17 protein-coding genes, 1 tRNA gene and 1 pseudogene are annotated in these 15,112 nt (G+C 64.0%); 8 read left to right on the top strand and 11 right to left on the bottom strand.

The features are described from left to right. Positions 1 to 60 precede the first annotated feature (60 nt). Positions 61 to 860, top strand: a protein-coding gene (locus JGR78_RS01045) for an IS5 family transposase (RefSeq protein ID WP_200559300.1) whose coding sequence is annotated in 2 segments (ribosomal slippage) — positions 61 to 394 and positions 394 to 860 — 801 coding nt in all. Because the reading frame shifts where the segments join, the coding sequence is not laid out codon by codon here. Between the two features lie 260 nt (positions 861 to 1,120). Here JGR78_RS01045 and JGR78_RS01050 read toward each other — a convergent pair. From JGR78_RS01050 to JGR78_RS01060, 3 genes are all read right to left on the bottom strand, one after another. Continuing rightward, a complete protein-coding gene (locus tag JGR78_RS01050) occupies positions 1,121 to 1,867 on the bottom strand; it encodes a recombinase family protein (RefSeq protein WP_256435048.1) in 747 nt (248 codons plus the stop codon). Positions 1,868 to 2,659: 792 nt separating this feature from the next. Beyond that, complete coding sequence (locus JGR78_RS01055) at positions 2,660 to 3,874, bottom strand: IS256 family transposase (protein WP_200559389.1); 1,215 nt, start codon at positions 3,872 to 3,874, stop codon at positions 2,660 to 2,662. Between the two features lie 37 nt (positions 3,875 to 3,911). Then, positions 3,912 to 4,712, bottom strand: a complete 801-nt coding sequence (locus tag JGR78_RS01060; RefSeq protein ID WP_182805321.1) for a hypothetical protein — start codon at positions 4,710 to 4,712, stop codon at positions 3,912 to 3,914. A 218-nt stretch (positions 4,713 to 4,930) separates the two neighbouring features. On the opposite strand from JGR78_RS01060, the pseudogene JGR78_RS01065 reads away from it, so the two are divergent. Further along, a pseudogene (locus JGR78_RS01065) lies at positions 4,931 to 5,905 on the top strand (DDE-type integrase/transposase/recombinase). Here the strand turns inward: JGR78_RS01065 and JGR78_RS01070 are convergent. The 4 genes from JGR78_RS01070 to JGR78_RS01085 form a co-directional block, all read right to left on the bottom strand. Then, positions 5,884 to 6,060: a hypothetical protein gene (locus tag JGR78_RS01070; RefSeq protein WP_200559391.1), complete on the bottom strand. Its 177-nt coding sequence runs from the start codon at positions 6,058 to 6,060 to the stop codon at positions 5,884 to 5,886. The pseudogene JGR78_RS01065 and the gene JGR78_RS01070 sit on opposite strands and share 22 nt — an antisense overlap. Before the next feature lie 62 nt (positions 6,061 to 6,122). Further along, positions 6,123 to 6,944, bottom strand: coding sequence for an IS66 family insertion sequence element accessory protein TnpB (gene tnpB, locus JGR78_RS01075; protein ID WP_182806267.1), 822 nt, complete (start codon positions 6,942 to 6,944; stop codon positions 6,123 to 6,125). 85 nt (positions 6,945 to 7,029) lie between these two features. Further along, positions 7,030 to 7,413: a transposase gene (locus tag JGR78_RS01080; RefSeq protein ID WP_182790681.1), complete on the bottom strand. Its 384-nt coding sequence runs from the start codon at positions 7,411 to 7,413 to the stop codon at positions 7,030 to 7,032. Between the two features lie 44 nt (positions 7,414 to 7,457). Further along, complete coding sequence (locus JGR78_RS01085; RefSeq protein ID WP_182805214.1) at positions 7,458 to 7,649, bottom strand: hypothetical protein; 192 nt, start codon at positions 7,647 to 7,649, stop codon at positions 7,458 to 7,460. Between the two features lie 200 nt (positions 7,650 to 7,849). On the opposite strand from JGR78_RS01085, the gene JGR78_RS01090 reads away from it, so the two are divergent. Continuing rightward, positions 7,850 to 8,167, top strand: a complete 318-nt coding sequence (locus JGR78_RS01090) for a helix-turn-helix domain-containing protein (protein ID WP_182805216.1) — start codon at positions 7,850 to 7,852, stop codon at positions 8,165 to 8,167. A 38-nt stretch (positions 8,168 to 8,205) separates the two neighbouring features. Here the strand turns inward: JGR78_RS01090 and xerC are convergent, their stop codons facing one another. The 3 genes from xerC to JGR78_RS01105 all read right to left on the bottom strand — a co-directional run bounded on the left by xerC (position 8,206) and on the right by JGR78_RS01105 (position 10,151). Continuing rightward, positions 8,206 to 9,027: a tyrosine recombinase XerC gene (xerC, locus tag JGR78_RS17910; protein WP_234450807.1), complete on the bottom strand. Its 822-nt coding sequence runs from the start codon at positions 9,025 to 9,027 to the stop codon at positions 8,206 to 8,208. Between the two features lie 584 nt (positions 9,028 to 9,611). After that, positions 9,612 to 9,685: transfer RNA gene (locus tag JGR78_RS01100), tRNA-Gly, on the bottom strand. Between the two features lie 40 nt (positions 9,686 to 9,725). After that, positions 9,726 to 10,151 carry a DUF1489 family protein gene (locus JGR78_RS01105; RefSeq protein ID WP_182793021.1) on the bottom strand — a complete coding sequence of 142 codons (426 nt, stop codon included), beginning with the start codon at positions 10,149 to 10,151 and terminating at the stop codon, positions 9,726 to 9,728. A 101-nt stretch (positions 10,152 to 10,252) separates the two neighbouring features. On the opposite strand from JGR78_RS01105, the gene JGR78_RS01110 reads away from it, so the two are divergent. From JGR78_RS01110 to JGR78_RS01130, 5 genes are all read left to right on the top strand, one after another. Next, positions 10,253 to 11,491, top strand: coding sequence for a multidrug effflux MFS transporter (locus JGR78_RS01110; protein ID WP_234450808.1), 1,239 nt, complete (start codon positions 10,253 to 10,255; stop codon positions 11,489 to 11,491). Positions 11,492 to 11,618: 127 nt separating this feature from the next. Further along, positions 11,619 to 12,236, top strand: a complete 618-nt coding sequence (rpsD, locus tag JGR78_RS01115) for a 30S ribosomal protein S4 (RefSeq protein WP_182793020.1) — start codon at positions 11,619 to 11,621, stop codon at positions 12,234 to 12,236. Positions 12,237 to 12,389: 153 nt separating this feature from the next. Beyond that, entirely contained in the window at positions 12,390 to 13,157 is a 768-nt protein-coding gene (locus JGR78_RS01120) for a ScpA family protein (protein ID WP_182793019.1), read from the top strand. Positions 13,158 to 13,198: 41 nt separating this feature from the next. Continuing rightward, complete coding sequence (gene scpB / locus JGR78_RS01125; RefSeq protein ID WP_182793029.1) at positions 13,199 to 13,783, top strand: SMC-Scp complex subunit ScpB; 585 nt, start codon at positions 13,199 to 13,201, stop codon at positions 13,781 to 13,783. Positions 13,784 to 13,792: 9 nt separating this feature from the next. Next, positions 13,793 to 14,014 (top strand): hypothetical protein, encoded by a 222-nt coding sequence (locus tag JGR78_RS01130; protein ID WP_182805218.1) that lies wholly within the window; start codon positions 13,793 to 13,795, stop codon positions 14,012 to 14,014. Positions 14,015 to 14,017: 3 nt separating this feature from the next. On the opposite strand, the gene JGR78_RS01135 is transcribed toward JGR78_RS01130, so the two are convergent. Beyond that, the gene (locus JGR78_RS01135) at positions 14,018 to 15,085 is read right to left on the bottom strand and encodes a 2'-deoxycytidine 5'-triphosphate deaminase (protein ID WP_182805221.1); all 1,068 of its coding nucleotides are present in this window, start codon (positions 15,083 to 15,085) and stop codon (positions 14,018 to 14,020) included. Between the last annotated feature and the right edge of the window lie 27 nt (positions 15,086 to 15,112).

The raw sequence follows: 15,112 nt of genomic DNA on the forward strand, positions 1-15,112 counted from the left end.
TGGAGGTGGCAGAGTAGTGTTAGAGCGCCTAACAAAACCGCCTCTCGTGCGTTAGGGGACATGAGCAAGCCCCTTGTATCCGATGATCTGTGGGCGGCGCTGGAGCCGTTGCTGCCGAGGCCGCGGCCCAAGCCCCAGGGCGGCCGTCCCCGCTGCGATGACCGGCTGGCCTTGGCCGGCATCCTCTTCGTGCTCCGCTCCGGCATCCCTTGGGAGATGTTGCCGCGCGAGTTCGGCTGCTCCGGCATGACCTGCTGGCGCCGGCTGCGGGACTGGCAAGCGGCCGGCATCTGGGCTGGGCTCCACCGCATGCTGCTGGAGCGCCTATCGGATGCCGGACATCTGGACTGGAGCCGGGCCTCCCTCGACAGCGCCGCCGTGGCGGCCAAAAGGGGGGCACCGAGATCGGCCCGAACCCGACGGATCGCGGCAAACCAGGCACGAAGCGCCATCTTGTGGTCGACCGGAGAGGCACCCCGCTCGGGGTGCGCCTGAGTCCAGCCAACCGGCATGACAGCCTGATGCTGGCGCCCACCCTCGATGCCGTGCCGGGCGTGCGCCACGGTCGCGGCCGCCCGCGCAAGCGCCCCGACAAGCTCCACGCCGACAAGGCTTACGATAACCATCGTTGCCGGTCCGAATGCCGCGCCCGCGCGATCATGCCCCGCATTGCTCGGCGGACAGTGGACAGCAGCGAGAGGTTGGGCTGCCACCGCTGGGTCGTCGAACGAACGCTTGCCTGGCTCAACCGCTTCCGCCGTCTGACTATCCGCTATGAGCGACGCGCCGACATTCACGAGGCCTTCGTAATCCTCGGCTGCGCCCTCATCTGCCTCAACCAGATCAGAAGGTTTTGTTAGATGCTCTTAGTTCGACATCACGTTCATATTCGGTCATAGGCGCTCCTCCTGCTTGCTGCCTTACTGCACCATCTTGACATGCCGTAGAGGCGACGATCGCCAGGAAAGATGCGGCCGTCAGTGGAGAGGCAGCAGGGCGCGGCAACGCCTGCCGGCAGACTCCCAGAGCTAATCAGTCAGGCCCCATGCATCAGCTGCACCAAGGGTAAGCCCTGCTGACCGGATGTGCAGCAGGATTTTTACCCATGGATGCAGTCACATTAGAACAACCCGTAGGAGGGATGCTCCCGCAAGGGATATTCGTCATCGTCCTCGCCGCATTCTGGCTGGTCATTTGCCGGAGGTGGGAGTGATTTGATCACTTGGTGGTAATCGCACTGCAGACGCTTCGCGGTCCACTCCTTGCCCCGACTAGTCAGGATGCCACGCCGGTTCAGTTCATTTGCGACTACGTGCAACGGAGCATCCACGCCGATTTCGCTTATCACGACAGCGATACTTTCACGCCTTTGGCGGGCAGATATTTGTCTGCTCAGGACTGGGTTCTTGTTCGCAGCCGGACTGGGAGACGAATGACCGAGGCGCAGGCCTTTAGCTCGCTTCTCCTGAAAGACCTCGGCTTTGCGTGCATGACGATGGGCAGCAACTTGCTCCGCTTCCGCGACTTGAGTTGCCTGACAAGCGGCACGATCTTCATCATCCTCACACGCTGCGATGATGCTGATTTTCCGCGACCCGCAGAAATCCAAGAAAGACTGTGCGTTTCGAGACACCCGATCTATCCGGGAGACGATGAGTGGACAGTTCATTCGCGTCGCAAGATCTACCGCCTCGCGAAACGCCGGCCGCTCCTCCAAGGGGGTAGCGTCTGTCGCTGAATGGTGCTCTTCGAAGACCTTCTCCAGCACGACACCGCGCGCATTTGCATAGACCTCAATAGCTTTACGTTGTGCATCTGGTCCGCTTCCACTGACCTGAGCCTTGCTAGACACACGGACATACCCAATGGCTACACGGGGGGCTTAAGCGCTTTGTATTTGTGGCATGGGATTGTATAGACCTCTTTTACATATCAGCAGTTTTGCAAATGTGTCGGCAGAAGGATCAATGCTCGTGCGAGCAGTTCATCTGGAAATCTGATGGTCCCGCTCCACTTGCTGTATACGCCTTGGCAGCACGTCCAAGTCGCATGTGAGCGGAAGTGGAGGGTGCAAGTTTTAGGTGACGAGCGATGAGTTGCGATGGGCTGATCCGGCGCTCCGCCTCTTCGATACTGCGAGTGCCCTGTTCGTTGCCTATCTCGTGCTTACGGGCTTGATCGTCCGTCGCGCTGACTTGGCCATACCCCTAGACGAAGCTTCGTGCTCTTCTGAGAGGGGCTATGATTTTGCCGCTGAAAGACAAGGGCCATTCTTGCGAATCGCGGCTGCTGCGATAAAGTACTGCGGTTTCACATCGTGCAGCCACGCCATGAGCTTCATCCCACGACCGGAACGGCAGGGCGTTCTTCTCAAGGTTTTCTCCGGCAGGAAGGAGCTGCAGGTTACCGATGCTTCTTGAGGCGGCGATGATGTCGTCAATGCGGTGCTCATGCAAGTTCTGGCTTCGGAGCACGCTACGGGTCGCATCGGCCTGAGGGATAATATGATCGATGTGGTGAACAGTTCCGATTCAGTCTAGGTCGCGATAGAGCAGCGACAAGGCGACGAAGGATCGCCTGTTGCTGTAGTCCAAGGCAAGCAGCGGGAGTGTCTGAAACTCTGTGTATCTGACCGGGCCCATGCGGTTTTCAGATACGGTCAGGCGTCGAGGCGGCCGGCGAACATTATGGCCAGCTGATTGCGGGCGGCAACCCAGTCCCGGACAGCGCGACCGCCCTTCTCGAAGTTGCGGATGGCCAGGAAGATCAGCTTGGTTGCGGCCTCCTCGGTCGGGAACGAGCCCTTGGTTTTCAGGGTTTTCCGCAACACCCGGTTCAGCGATTCCACGGCGTTGGTCGTGTAGATGATCTTCCGGATCGCGGCGCTGAAGGCAAAGAACGGGATCACCTCGGCCCAGGCCCGTCGCCAGGCCGGGGCGATGGACGGGTATCTTCCGGCCCATGTCCCCTCGAAGTCATCGAGCCGGCGGGCGGCCTCCTCGGCAGTCGGGGCCTCATAGATCGGGCGCAGGTCGGCGGCCACCGCCTTGCGGTCTTTCCAGCTGCAGAAGTTCATCGAGTGCCGGATCAGGTGGACGATGCAGGTCTGGACCGTGGTTTCCGGGAAGGCGGCGGTGATCGCCTCCGGGAAGCCCTTCAACCCGTCCACAACGGCGATCAGGATGTCCTGGACGCCGCGGTTGCGCAGCTCGTTCATCACCGACAGCCAGAACTTGGCACCTTCGTTGTCGGCGATCCAAAGCCCAAGAACCTCGCGCTCGCCCTCCCGCGTGACGCCCAGGGCGATGTAGACCGCCTTGTTCCGCACCATCCGGCTGTCGGCATCGCGAATCTTGACGCGCAGGGCGTCAAAGATGACGATCGGATACATCCGGTCCAGCGCCCGGTGCTGCCAGTCCCGGACCTCCTCCAGCACGGCATCGGTGACACGGCTGATCAGGTCGGGCGACACCCGCAGCCCATAGAGATCCTCGAGATGCGCCTGGATGTCGCGCACCGAAAGCCCGGCAGCATAGAGCCCGATGATCTTGTCATCCACTCCGTCGATCCGGGTCTGGCCCTTCCTGACCAGCTCGGGCTCGAAGCTGCCGTCCCGGTCGCGCGGCACCGCCAGCGGCACCTCGCCATCCGAGCCCTTCACCCGCTTCGTCGCGGTGCCATTGCGGCGGTTGGCCTGGTCGGGCGGCGGCTCGGCCCCGGCCTCATAGCCCAGGTGCGCGGTCAGTTCGGCCCCAAGCATCCGCTCCATCAGCCGGACCTTCAGCTCCTTCATCAGCCCGGCATCGCCGAGCAAATCCTCGGGCCGCTTGCAGCCCTTCAGCAACTCGTCCAGCAACTCGTTGGAAATCGTCATCGTCCTTGCTCCTCTCAGGAAGCATGGACCGGGTCAGTCATACACAGAAGACCGGACACTCTCCAAGCAGCTCTTCGATCGCACGCTCGTCGAGTCGCGAAAGACGTCCACCACGAGCCAGCGCCTCAAACAGTTCTTCTATGGGGAAGTCTCTGTTCAGCCGCAGATGGTCCCAGATCACGCCACGAGCCAGGGCAATAGTTCCATCCGAGGCCCCAACGAAAGCACCAACAAACAAGCTGTTCAGCAACCAACGGTACATGGCTGCGGCATTCCTCCGTTCAAACGCCGAAGATCCGCGGAAACTGCAGTCCGGTTGGCTATAGACGTAATATACGATCGGGAGGACTGCATTGAGAGAACCGAGGTTGTCTCCCGTCAGCCCCATGCGGTTCAGTATGCGGAACGTCGTCTCGATCGCGACCTTGATCTTGGTCCAATTCCCTTCCATGGCCTCTATGGCTTGGCGAGTAAAATTTTCGACGTTGTAGACGACGTCATATTCACAAAGCACCAATGCCGACTTCAGAACCCAATTTTTGGTGATTTTGTTGGGCGCACCGAAATCTCGATTGATGTAGTTTACAAAACCAAAAACATCCTCGCGCGCCTTGCCGCTCGACCACTTCGAGGTAATCATCGACATCAGAAGATCGGCCTTGGACAGCTTTACGCCGCCATCGTTGGCACGCACGAAAATGTCGAGGACACGATCAACCAACTGATCTCTTCGGTATAAAGGTTTACGGCCTGTCGCGCTAGACGACTTGGTGCAGCCGGCGCAGATTACGCTCGGCCAGATTGGCTTCATACGGCGTAACGCCGTGGTGAAGGTCACGGCGAAGTTTCTCCACCAAGATGTCGATCTGCGCCTCATCTTGGTAGTTCAGGATCGAACCGAGCTTGAGCCAGTATTGCCTATGGCTGTTGCGAGGGGCGATCTCATGAAACTTGAGCCCGTAGCTGTTCCATCCCGGATGATCACATAGACGGTCGCCGGGCCGCCTTGTTCATGGCAAGATCGATCCTGGGTGAGGTCCGGGACGGGAGTCGGGCCTGTTGATCTCTCTGCACAGGCAGGCAACCACGACACCGAAGATCCGGGCCGCCATCCAGGCGGGCACGGAGCCGGCTTGGATGGCGGCCGAGCGCTACGGCATCTCCGGGCAGACCGTCTGGAAATGGTGCAAGCGCGACGGCGTCCATGACCGGAGCCACACGCCGCACCGGTTGCAGACCACGCTGACGCCGGCCCGAGGCAGGCGGTGGCGGTTGCGCTGCGCAAGTCCTTGCTGCTGCCGCTCGACGATCTGCTCTCGGTGGTGCGCGAGTTCCTCAATCCGAATGTCTTGCGTTCCGGCCTCGACCGCTGCCTGCGGCGGCATAGCGCCGGCAACTTGCGCGATCTGAAACCGGCCGCGCCCAGGCCCGCCCACAAGCCCTTCAAGGACTATGCGGCGGGCTACCTCCACATCGACGTGAAACATCTGCCGCAGATGGCCGACGAGGACCGGCGGCGCTACCTGTTCGTGGCCATCGACCGCGCCACCCGTTGGGTGTTCGTGCGCGTCTACCCGGCGAAGACGGCTGCGAACGCGCGGCGCTTGTCTCACGCGACCTGGAACGCGCCGCGCCGATGCGGATCAACCGGGTGCTGACCGACAATGGCAAGGAGTTCACCGACCGGCTCTTCGGGCTGCGCCGCCGCTCCCCTACCGGCAATCATGAGTTCGACCGCCTCTGCGACGATCTCGGCATCGAGCACCCCCTGGCGCCGATGCACCCGCAAACCAACGGCATGGTGGAGCGGTTCAACGGCCGGATCGAGGATGTCCTGCAGAGCCACCGCTTCCACAGCGGCGAAGACCTGGAGCAGACCATCCTGCGGCTCATGTCCGCCTCTGCAACGGCCAGTTGCCCCAGCCTGTCCTCAAGGGTCGAACGCCCATCGACGCGCTCAAGGCTTGGCATCGCGAAAAACCGGAACTGTTCAGAAAGCAGCCGTATAATCACGCGGGATGTGACACGTAGGTAAACCCCAGTTCGTCATCGTCCTCGATGTTGTCGGGATCCTTGAGCAGATCCAGATACAGGGTCCGCGCTGACCAGGCATCGGGATTTGCCTTACGCAAGCGCGCCTTCTTCTCGGCGAATGTGCCGCAAGGCCCGATCAGCAGCGAAGTCATGCGCTGCTGTCCATCCAGAACCATAGTGACGTCGCGTCCTTCGACCGTAAGCGGTGCTCCGATCACACCTTTGCAGCGTAGTTCCACGGCAGGAGATCGTGGATCTGGCTCTGCTTATGTCCAGTGACGATGGCGGTGAGCGTTGCCGCCAACCAGGCGTGGGGATCAACGCTGTTGAGTTTGCAGGTTTCGATCAGCGAGGCGATGAGGGCCCAGTTTTCGGCTCCGGCGTCGTGCCCGGCAAAGAGAGCATTCTTCCGGTTCAGGGCGATCGGACGGATGGTGCGTTCGACGGCGTTGGAGTCCATCTCGACGCGACCGTCGGTCAGAAAGCGCCTGAGACCGTCGCGGTATCTGGCAATATAGGCGAGCGCCTCGCCCAGTGGCGACTTTGCGGACGCGCGGGCGCGATGATGGCGCAGCCAGTCGTCAATGCGGGCGAGGATCGGGGCTGAACGGTCCTGCCGTGCGATCAGGCGGGCGGTGGTGGGGTCGCTGCCGCGAATGTCAGCCTCGATACGATAGAGATCGCGGATGAGGTCGACGCCCTCCTCGGCGATCGGTGCGGGTCCGGTGCGGGTGATCTCGATGAGCTTTCGCGCGCGCGCAGCGATGGCCCGGACCCGCCGCCAGTCCAGCCCGGCAAACAGCGCCTCGAACTGGGCATGGCTCAGCGTCATCAGGCCGTCCTTCACCGCGGGCCAGCTGAAGCTGTGCTCCTCCAGCCGCTTGCAGGCCATCACCAGCCCGGTGCCGTCCCAGTAGAGCAGCTTCAGCCGATCGGCCTTGCGGGCCCGGAACACGAACACCGTCCCGGTGAACGGGTCCTTGCGCAATTCGTTCTTCACCAGCGCCGCCAGGCTGTCGTGGCCCTTGCGGAGCAAGCCATCAAGGCGCCATCGGTCCGAGCCCGATGGCGAGCGATGGGCTTTGTCGCCACCATGATCCGCACCCGGTGCGACGGGAAGATCATGCCGGGGCCGTCAGCGCGCGCACGAGGGCCGCAAGCCGTTCGGCCGAGACGCCGGCCTCGAGGCGGATCGTCACCGCGCCGACCCTGATCTCCAGGCCGACGGCTTCGGAACAGCGCGGGCCTTCGTCGGAGGGCGCCACGATCATGGCCGCGAACCCGACCGAACCCTCCGGCGCGGGCAGCACCAGCTGCCCCGCCCGGGCGCGCGAGCGCCACAACGACAGATGGTTGGCCTGCAGCCCGTGCCGTGCCGCGACCTCGTTCACCGTCACACCCGGGCGCAGCGTCTCCGCCACGATCCACGCTTTCACCTCATCCGGCCAAGTCCGCCGATGGCGACCGCCGCCATCGAGCGGGAGAACCTCCAGTGTAGCCGCCATGGAGAAACTCCCTCCCGCCCATCACAGGACATCCCGATCCCAGATCAGAACAGGCCAGAGAAGGTGGGAGCAGAACAGCGCTTACCTTCGACCGAAGCGGGCTCATTGTGCACGTCAGAGCGATAGTTCTCGATGAACTTGTAGCTTCTGACCTCGTGCTTCGTTGCCTCGTCCACTGCCCAGAACATGAAGCTGCTGATCGGATATCCCTTCAGCAACGAATCGAAAAGCGCCACGATCTAATTCGAGGAGCAGACATAGGGCCGCTGAATCGCAGGCAAGAAGTAGCGGCGGTTCACGTCGTCGATGACGGACCCGATCGTGCGGGAAGCGTAGCTCATGGAGGCCGACCAGTTCAAACAAGGGAGAGGATGAGATTTCCACCTAGAATAACTGTTCGTGGTGCACGTCAAGGCCCTGCGGATAGGGCCACGGCATGGAGCGGAGCAACGAACCTCTCGTGGCTGCCTTTGCGGACACCCTTCGTCGTCGACGAGAAAAGGCCGGGTTGACGCAGGAGGATTTGGCCGAACGCTCCGACACCTCGGCACGCTTCATCTCATTCCTGGAAACCCGGCGCCGTCAGCCCTCCCTTTCGGCGCTTGCCGCTCTCAGCGAGGGGTTGGGCATCAGCATGGCCGACTTGGTTTCGGACGTAGAGGGCAACTATCGCCCGCTACGGGACAGCCTGCCGGAAAACAGGTGTTCGGAGCCGGACACGGAAGGCAGGGAAGGCCTCCAGCAGCGCCGTTAAGAGGCGCCTGCTCAGGATACATACCGCGGTCAGAGGGTTTACAAAGCGATAGCCTGAAGAAGTTGATGCACGTGCTCCAGCGAAGCGCCTGCCCCATAGCGCTCGCGATTCAGCCGATGTTCGAGCAGATCACGCCGAATCCGCTCGTCGATACCGGCAGCCAACATGCGATCCTCAAAGCTGTGGCGGAGAGAGTAGAGGACATGGCCTGGGCTTTCCTTGAGACCGTTCTCGGAGAGAAACTTGTTGATTGTCGCCGAAAGGCCCGGCTTGTTGCGGTAACGGCTGAATCCGTCCTTGCACTCGCGCATGGCTGCCAAGGAAACACCCACAAGCGGGATCTTTCGCTTCGAATAGAGGCTCTTTATGTGCCGGCCCTCTGGCAGGATTTCAATGAAGGGGACCTTCGCCGACAGGTGAATATGCGCAGGCAGCAGTGCAGCCACTTCCGACGGCCTCGCACCCGTGTTGACCATCACACGAAGAATATTTCGCGCCTTGATGTTCAGACCATCAAGTGCACCGGGAGCCAGCAGCTTGGTCTTTATCCACTCGTTGCTGAAAGGCGGGCGATTCTTCTGATCGGTCTTCTTGAGGGTAAGGACACCAAGAGGGAGGTTCAGCCCGAGCCGCTTGAGTTCGTTGACGGTGAACAGGATGCTCGACAGATGGCCGATTTCCTTGTTGGCCGAGTTCGTGCTGACTTCTCCGTCGCTGACGCGGTCGCTCCACCATTTTCGGAAGTCGAGCATGTGGTCGCGTGTGATCTGGTCGAGTGCCAAGTCATCGATTTGCTCAATGAAATTGGCCACCGCCTTCTTCCGAGGATTGATCCAGATCCGCTTCTGATCGGCAGACATGCCATTTGTCTTGTCCTGAGTGAGGGCAAAGTAGAGCTCCAGAGCCCCCGAGACCGTCAGTATGGGCTTCTCCGCCCCACCCAGGAACGCACGCGCAGCAACACTATCCGGCGCGTCCTCCGTGCCCCCATCATCTTGGTCCGAGCCACGATCTCGCTGACCGTAAGGCGCGCAATGTCGCTTGCAGGCATGAACCGGAGGCCCGCAGCCTCAGCCAAGTGTCTTGCCGCCTCGTAGCGCTCTGCTACATTCTCCGACCGTCCTGCGAGCTTTGCTTCCCACGAGGCGATCAGTTGGTCTCGCACGAATGGCAACTTTCTCCGAGCCTCGGACTTGCTGTCGGTCTTCAGCGATACTCAGACCACCTCTCGCTCTTCGACGTTAGAAAACCGCTTAGGCACCCGGACCCGAGTTGAAAACAGACCGTTCTTGCCCCGCGAGATCACCTTCATGATCGCTCTCCCTCCAGTTCCCGTGCAGCACCTTGTGCAGCAACTTGTGCACCAAAAGACGACCGCGGAACGCTCCAGATAGCTTGTGCATTAGCCATTTCAATGACTTGCGCGCGATGGAAGGAAGGAGATTGGAGCGGGTGAAGGGAATCGAACCCTCGTCGTAAGCTTGGGAAGCTTCTGCTCTACCATTGAGCTACACCCGCGACGCGTTTCCGATAACGTGGGCCGCGCCGCCGGTCAAGGCTAGAGCAGCCCCATCTCGGCCAGCTCGCGCGCGAGCTTCGGCGGCAGCGGGGATTCGGCAGTGCGGCCGGGGGGCAGGTCGGGAGGCGCATCGGCGGGTAAAAGATAGCGCCAGCCCTGGAAGGCGCGGCGGGGCAGGGCCGAGACGCGCACCACCTCGCGGTCGAGGATCAGGGCGCAGCGGGTGATGCCGTCAGGCCCGATCCTTTCCTGCAGGTCCAGAAGCCGCTGGCGGGCCAGCATGGTGCCCTTGAAGACCCAGAAGATCGAGCCGCCGGCCAGCAGTTCCCCGGCCCGCTTGGGCCACATGCGGGTGACGTGTTCGGCCGGGCCGTGGCCGAAGCGTTCGGCCTGCCAGCGTTCCAGCGACTCGGGCGCGGGGGCGCCGACGCAAAGCTTCATCATGTGCAGGGATGGGGCCGTCATGGCGGCCATATAGGCGAGCGGCCGAAAGGTTAACAGGGGGCCGCCGCCGTCTTGCAGGGGCCGGGGCGAGGGCGTAGCAGGCTGGGGAAAGGAAGCCTCCCATGACCACAGAAACCGTCACGGCACCCCGCCGGATGCCGCAGGGCGAACTGATCGCCATGCTGGCCTTCCTGTTCGCCACCGTCGCCTTCTCGATCGGCTCGATGCTGCCGGCGCTGCCGCAGATCGCGGCGGAACTGACGCCGGACGATGTGAACCGGGCGCAGCTGATTCTGACCAGCTTCATGGCGGGCATGGGGATCGGGACGCTGTTCGCGGGGCCGATCTCGGACGCGATCGGGCGCAAGCCGGCAATGGGGATCGGCTTTGCGATCTATCTTGCGGCCTCGGCGGTGGCGCTGTTCGTGAACTCGCTGGAACTGCTGCTGGTGGCGCGGTTTGCGCAGGGCCTTGGCGCGGCCTCGCCGCGGATCGTCGGCACGGCGCTGGTGCGCGACCTTTATTCCGGGCGCGAGATGGCGCGGATCACCAGCTTCATCATGATGGTCTTCACGATCGTCCCCGCGCTTGCGCCGCTGATCGGGCAAGGCTTCATCATCGCCCTGGGCTGGCATGGGATCTTCATCGGCTGCATCATCTTCGCGGCGACCGGCTGGCTGTGGCTGTCCCTGCGCCAGCCTGAGACCCTCGCCCCCGAGGCCCGCCGCCCGCTGCAGTTTGCCACGCTGCTGTCCGGGACGCGCGAGGTGCTGGGCGACCGCCAGGTGATGCTGAGCACGGTGACGATGACGCTGGGATTCGCGCAGATGTTCGCGCTGATGTCCTCGGCCCAGCAGCTTTTCGGGGACGCCTATGGCAAGGGCGAGCAGTTCGCGCTGTGGTTCGCGGCGATGGCGACGCTGGCGGGGGCCGGCACCCTCATCAACACCTGGCTGGTCATGCGGATCGGGATGCGGCGGATCGCGCGCGCGGCTTATGCGGCGCAGATCTTCGTCTCGGGCGCCTTCCTGCTGGCGCTCGTGACCGGCGCACTGCCGGAGAGCCTGCGCTTTCCTGCGTTTTTCCTGTGGGCCGTCGGCATCTACATGATGGCGGGGCTGACCTTCGGGAACCTCAACGCGCTGGCGCTGCAGGGGATGGGGCATATCGCCGGGCTGACGGCCTCGGTTGTGGCGGCGATTTCCACGGTGGGGTCTGTGGTGATCGCGGCGCCGGTGGGGCTGGCCTATGACGGCACTGCAATCCCCGTGGCGGTCGCGGCGGTGATCTGCTCGATCCTCGCCTGGGTCATCATGGGCTGGATGCGCGACCCGGTGCGGCAACAGCGGGCGCAGCGTTGACTCTGCCCGAACGGCGGCTATAAGCGCCACTTCCATTGGTGTTGGTGGACCCCGCAAGGGGAAGCCTGTCGCTCCGTTCGCGGGGAAAAGGACAACGCCCTTCATACACAGACGAAGGAGATCAGCGGTGACGAAACGCACCTCTGCCAAGTACAAGCTCGACCGCCGCATGGGCGAAAACATCTGGGGCCGCGCCAAGTCCCCGGTGAACAAGCGGGAATACGGCCCCGGCCAGCACGGTCAGCGCCGCAAGAACAAGCTGTCGGACTTCGGCACCCAGCTGCGCGCAAAGCAGAAGCTGAAGGGCTACTACGGCGACCTGACCGAGAAGCAGTTCAAGCGCATCTATGCCGAGGCTGTCCGCCAGCGCGGCGACACCGGCGAGATGCTGATCGGCCTGCTGGAACGCCGCCTGGACGCGGTCGTCTATCGCGCCAAGTTCGTGCCGACCATCTGGGCCGCCCGCCAGTTCGTGAACCACGGCCATGTGACCGTGAACGGCCAGCGCGTGAACATCGCCTCCTACCGCGTCAAGGAAGGCGACCTGATTGCCGTCCGCGAGCGTTCGCGCCAGTTGGCCATCGTGCTGGAAGCCGTGGGGCTGGCCGAGCGTGACGTACCCGATTACCTGGACGTGGACCACAACAAGATGACCGCGACCTTTGTCCGCAGCCCGGCGCTGGGCGACGTGCCCTATCCGGTGCAGATGGAACCGAACCTGGTTGTCGAATTCTACTCGCGCTGATCCGGGTTTTCCCGACCTTGGAAGGCCGTCCTGTCGGGGCGGCCTTTTTCTTTCTGCGCTGCCGGACCGGGGCGCTGCCCCGGACCCCGGGATACTTGAGGCCGAAAGACAGGATAGTTGACAGAGGCCGGCAGGCTTGCCGACTGTGAGGCCATGAAGGACAGCGCGCAGATTTCCCAGTCCAAGGCAACTGCCGACAAGGCGCTGATCGTGGACGTGCCGGGCTATGACGGCCCGCTGGACCTGCTGCTGACGCTGGCGCGCACGCAGAAGGTCGATCTGCTGCAGATCAGCGTTCTGGCGCTGGCCGAACAATACCTGGACTTCATCGACCGCGCCCGCGGCCTGCGGATCGAGCTTGCCGCCGATTATCTCGTGATGGCGGCCTGGCTGGCTTATCTCAAGTCGCGGTTGCTGTTGCCGCCCGATCCCGAGGCTGAAGGCCCGTCCGCCGACGAACTTGCCACGCATCTGGCCTTTCAACTGGAACGGCTGAACGCCATGCGCGAGGCCGCGGCCCGGCTGATGGGGAGGGCGCGGCTGGGTCAGGACCGCTTTGCCCGCGGCGCGCCCGAGATGGTGCCGCGGTCGCGCTCGATCCTGTGGCAGGCGGGGCTGATCGATCTGCTGCAGGCCTATGCCCGGCTGCGGACCCGCGACGAGTTCCGGCCCTATGCCTGTGACCGCCGCGACGTCTTCACGCTGGACGAGGCGCTGGAGCGGATGCGCGGGCTGATCGGCCATGCGGGACGCTGGACCGATCTGATGCGCTTTCTGCCCGAGGGCTGGTCGGCAACCTCTGCCCGCCGCCGCTCGGCCACGGCCGCCACCTTCGCCGCTTCGCTGGAACTGGCCCGGCAGGGCCGTGTCGAGCTGCGGCAGGACGGCAGCTTCGCCCCCATCGCGGTGCGCCTGCGGTGAGGCCGGTCTTTGCGCCGCCTTTGCTGGACGAGCAGGAACGGATGGTCGAGGCGCTGCTGTTCGCCTCGGCCGGGCCGCTGAGCCTGCGGGACCTTGCGGCGCGGCTGCCCGCCGGCTGCGACCCGGCCGAGGCGGTCCGGCGCCTGCGCGCCCGCTATGAGGGCCGGGGCGTCCAGCTTGAACGCCTGGGCGATGCTTGGGCCTTCCGCACCGCCGCCGACCTGTCCTTTCTGATGCAGGAACAGGTGGTCGAAACCCGCCGCCTGTCGCGCGCCGCGACCGAGACGCTGGCGATCGTCGCCTATCACCAGCCCGTCACCCGCGCCGAGATCGAGGAGATCCGCGGCGTTGCCGTCAGCCGCGGCACGCTGGACCAGTTGATCGGGATGGGCTGGGTGCGGCTCGGCCGCCGCCGCGAGACGCCGGGCCGCCCTGTCACCTTTGTGGTGACCGAGGCATTTCTCGATCATTTCGGCCTTGCCGGCACCCGTGACCTGCCGGGTCTGGCCGAACTGCGGGCGGCCGGGTTGCTGGACAGCCACCCCCTGCATCCGGGGCTTGCGGGAACCGGCCGCGACACCGATATTCGCAGCGACGAGCCGGGGGATGATCTTTTCGGCGACTGAGGGACGTGCATGAACTGGAATTCGCTGCTGAACGGCCCGCTGGGCCGGATGCTGACCCGCCGCCTGATGAACTGGGGGATGAACAAGGGCATCGACGTCGCGACCCGCCGGACGAGCGGCACCACGGCCGACGGCAAGCCCTCGGCCGCGGCGTCCAAGCAGGCCAAGGCCGCGCGGCAGGCGGCCAAGCGCGCCCGCCAGGCGGCCCGGATCACCCGCCGGCTGCGCTGAGCCTCAGCGGAACTGCTTGGCGAGCTTCAGCCCCTGCCCTTGGTAGTTCGAGGCGATGCCGCTGCCGTAAAGCCGCTCGGGCAGTTCGGCCATGCGTTCATAGACCAGCCGGCCGACGACCTGCCCGTGTTCCAGTGCAAAGGGCGCCTCGTGGCAGCGCACCTCCAGCACGCCCCGGGCACCGGCACCTGCCGGCCCGTGGCCGAAGCCGGGATCGAAGAAGCCCGCGTAATGGACGCGGAACTCGCCTACCATGGCTAGGTAGGGGGACATCTCGGCCGCGTGGTCGGGCGGGATCGAAACCGCCTCGCGGCTGACGAGGATGTAGAAGGCGCCCGGATCGAGGATCAGGCGCCCCTGCTCGGCGCGCAGCTCGTCCCAGAAATCGCGCGCCTCGTAGCCGCCGATGCGGTCGAGGTCGATGACGCCGGTTTGGGGGCGGGCGCGATAGCCCACCAACTCGGCTGCATCGGGGTGCAGGTCGACCGAGAAGCCCAAGCCCCCGTCGATCAGCGGCTCGCCACCGACCAGCGGCTCGGCGGCGTGCAGCGCGGCGAGGGCGTCGTCGTCCAGAACCGCGTAACCCCGGCGCAGGCGCAACTGGTTCAGCCGCATCCCTGGCCGGACCAGCACCGAAAAGCTGCGCGGGCAGATCTCGGCGTAAAGCGGGCCGTCGTAGCCGGGGGGAAGGCGGTCGAACTCGGTCCCGTCGTCGGTGACCAGCCGGGTCAGCAGGTCGAGGCGGCCGGTCGAGGACTTGGCGTTCGCCACGGCCTCGATCCCGTCGGGCAGGGTGATGCGTTCCAGCAGCGGGACCAGATAGACACAGCCCTTTTCCAGCACAGCGCCATGGGTCAGGTCCATGCGGTGCATCTCGAAATCGGCCAGCCGGTCCGCGACGCTGCGCCCCCGGCCCGCGAGGAACGAGGCCCGCAGCCGCCAGGCGGTGGTGCCCAGCCGCAGGTCGAGGCTGGCGGGCTGGATCTGGTCCGGGGTGATATCCACGGCGGCGCGGATCGCGCCTTCGTCGATCAGGCGGCGCAGGGCGCTGTCGGGAAGAACGCCGTTCATCTCAACAAATCCTTAGGCCAGATTCCT

Origin of the sequence: Paracoccus sp. MC1862, from assembly GCF_016617715.1 — a bacterium.
In the GTDB taxonomy this organism is placed as follows: domain Bacteria; phylum Pseudomonadota; class Alphaproteobacteria; order Rhodobacterales; family Rhodobacteraceae; genus Paracoccus.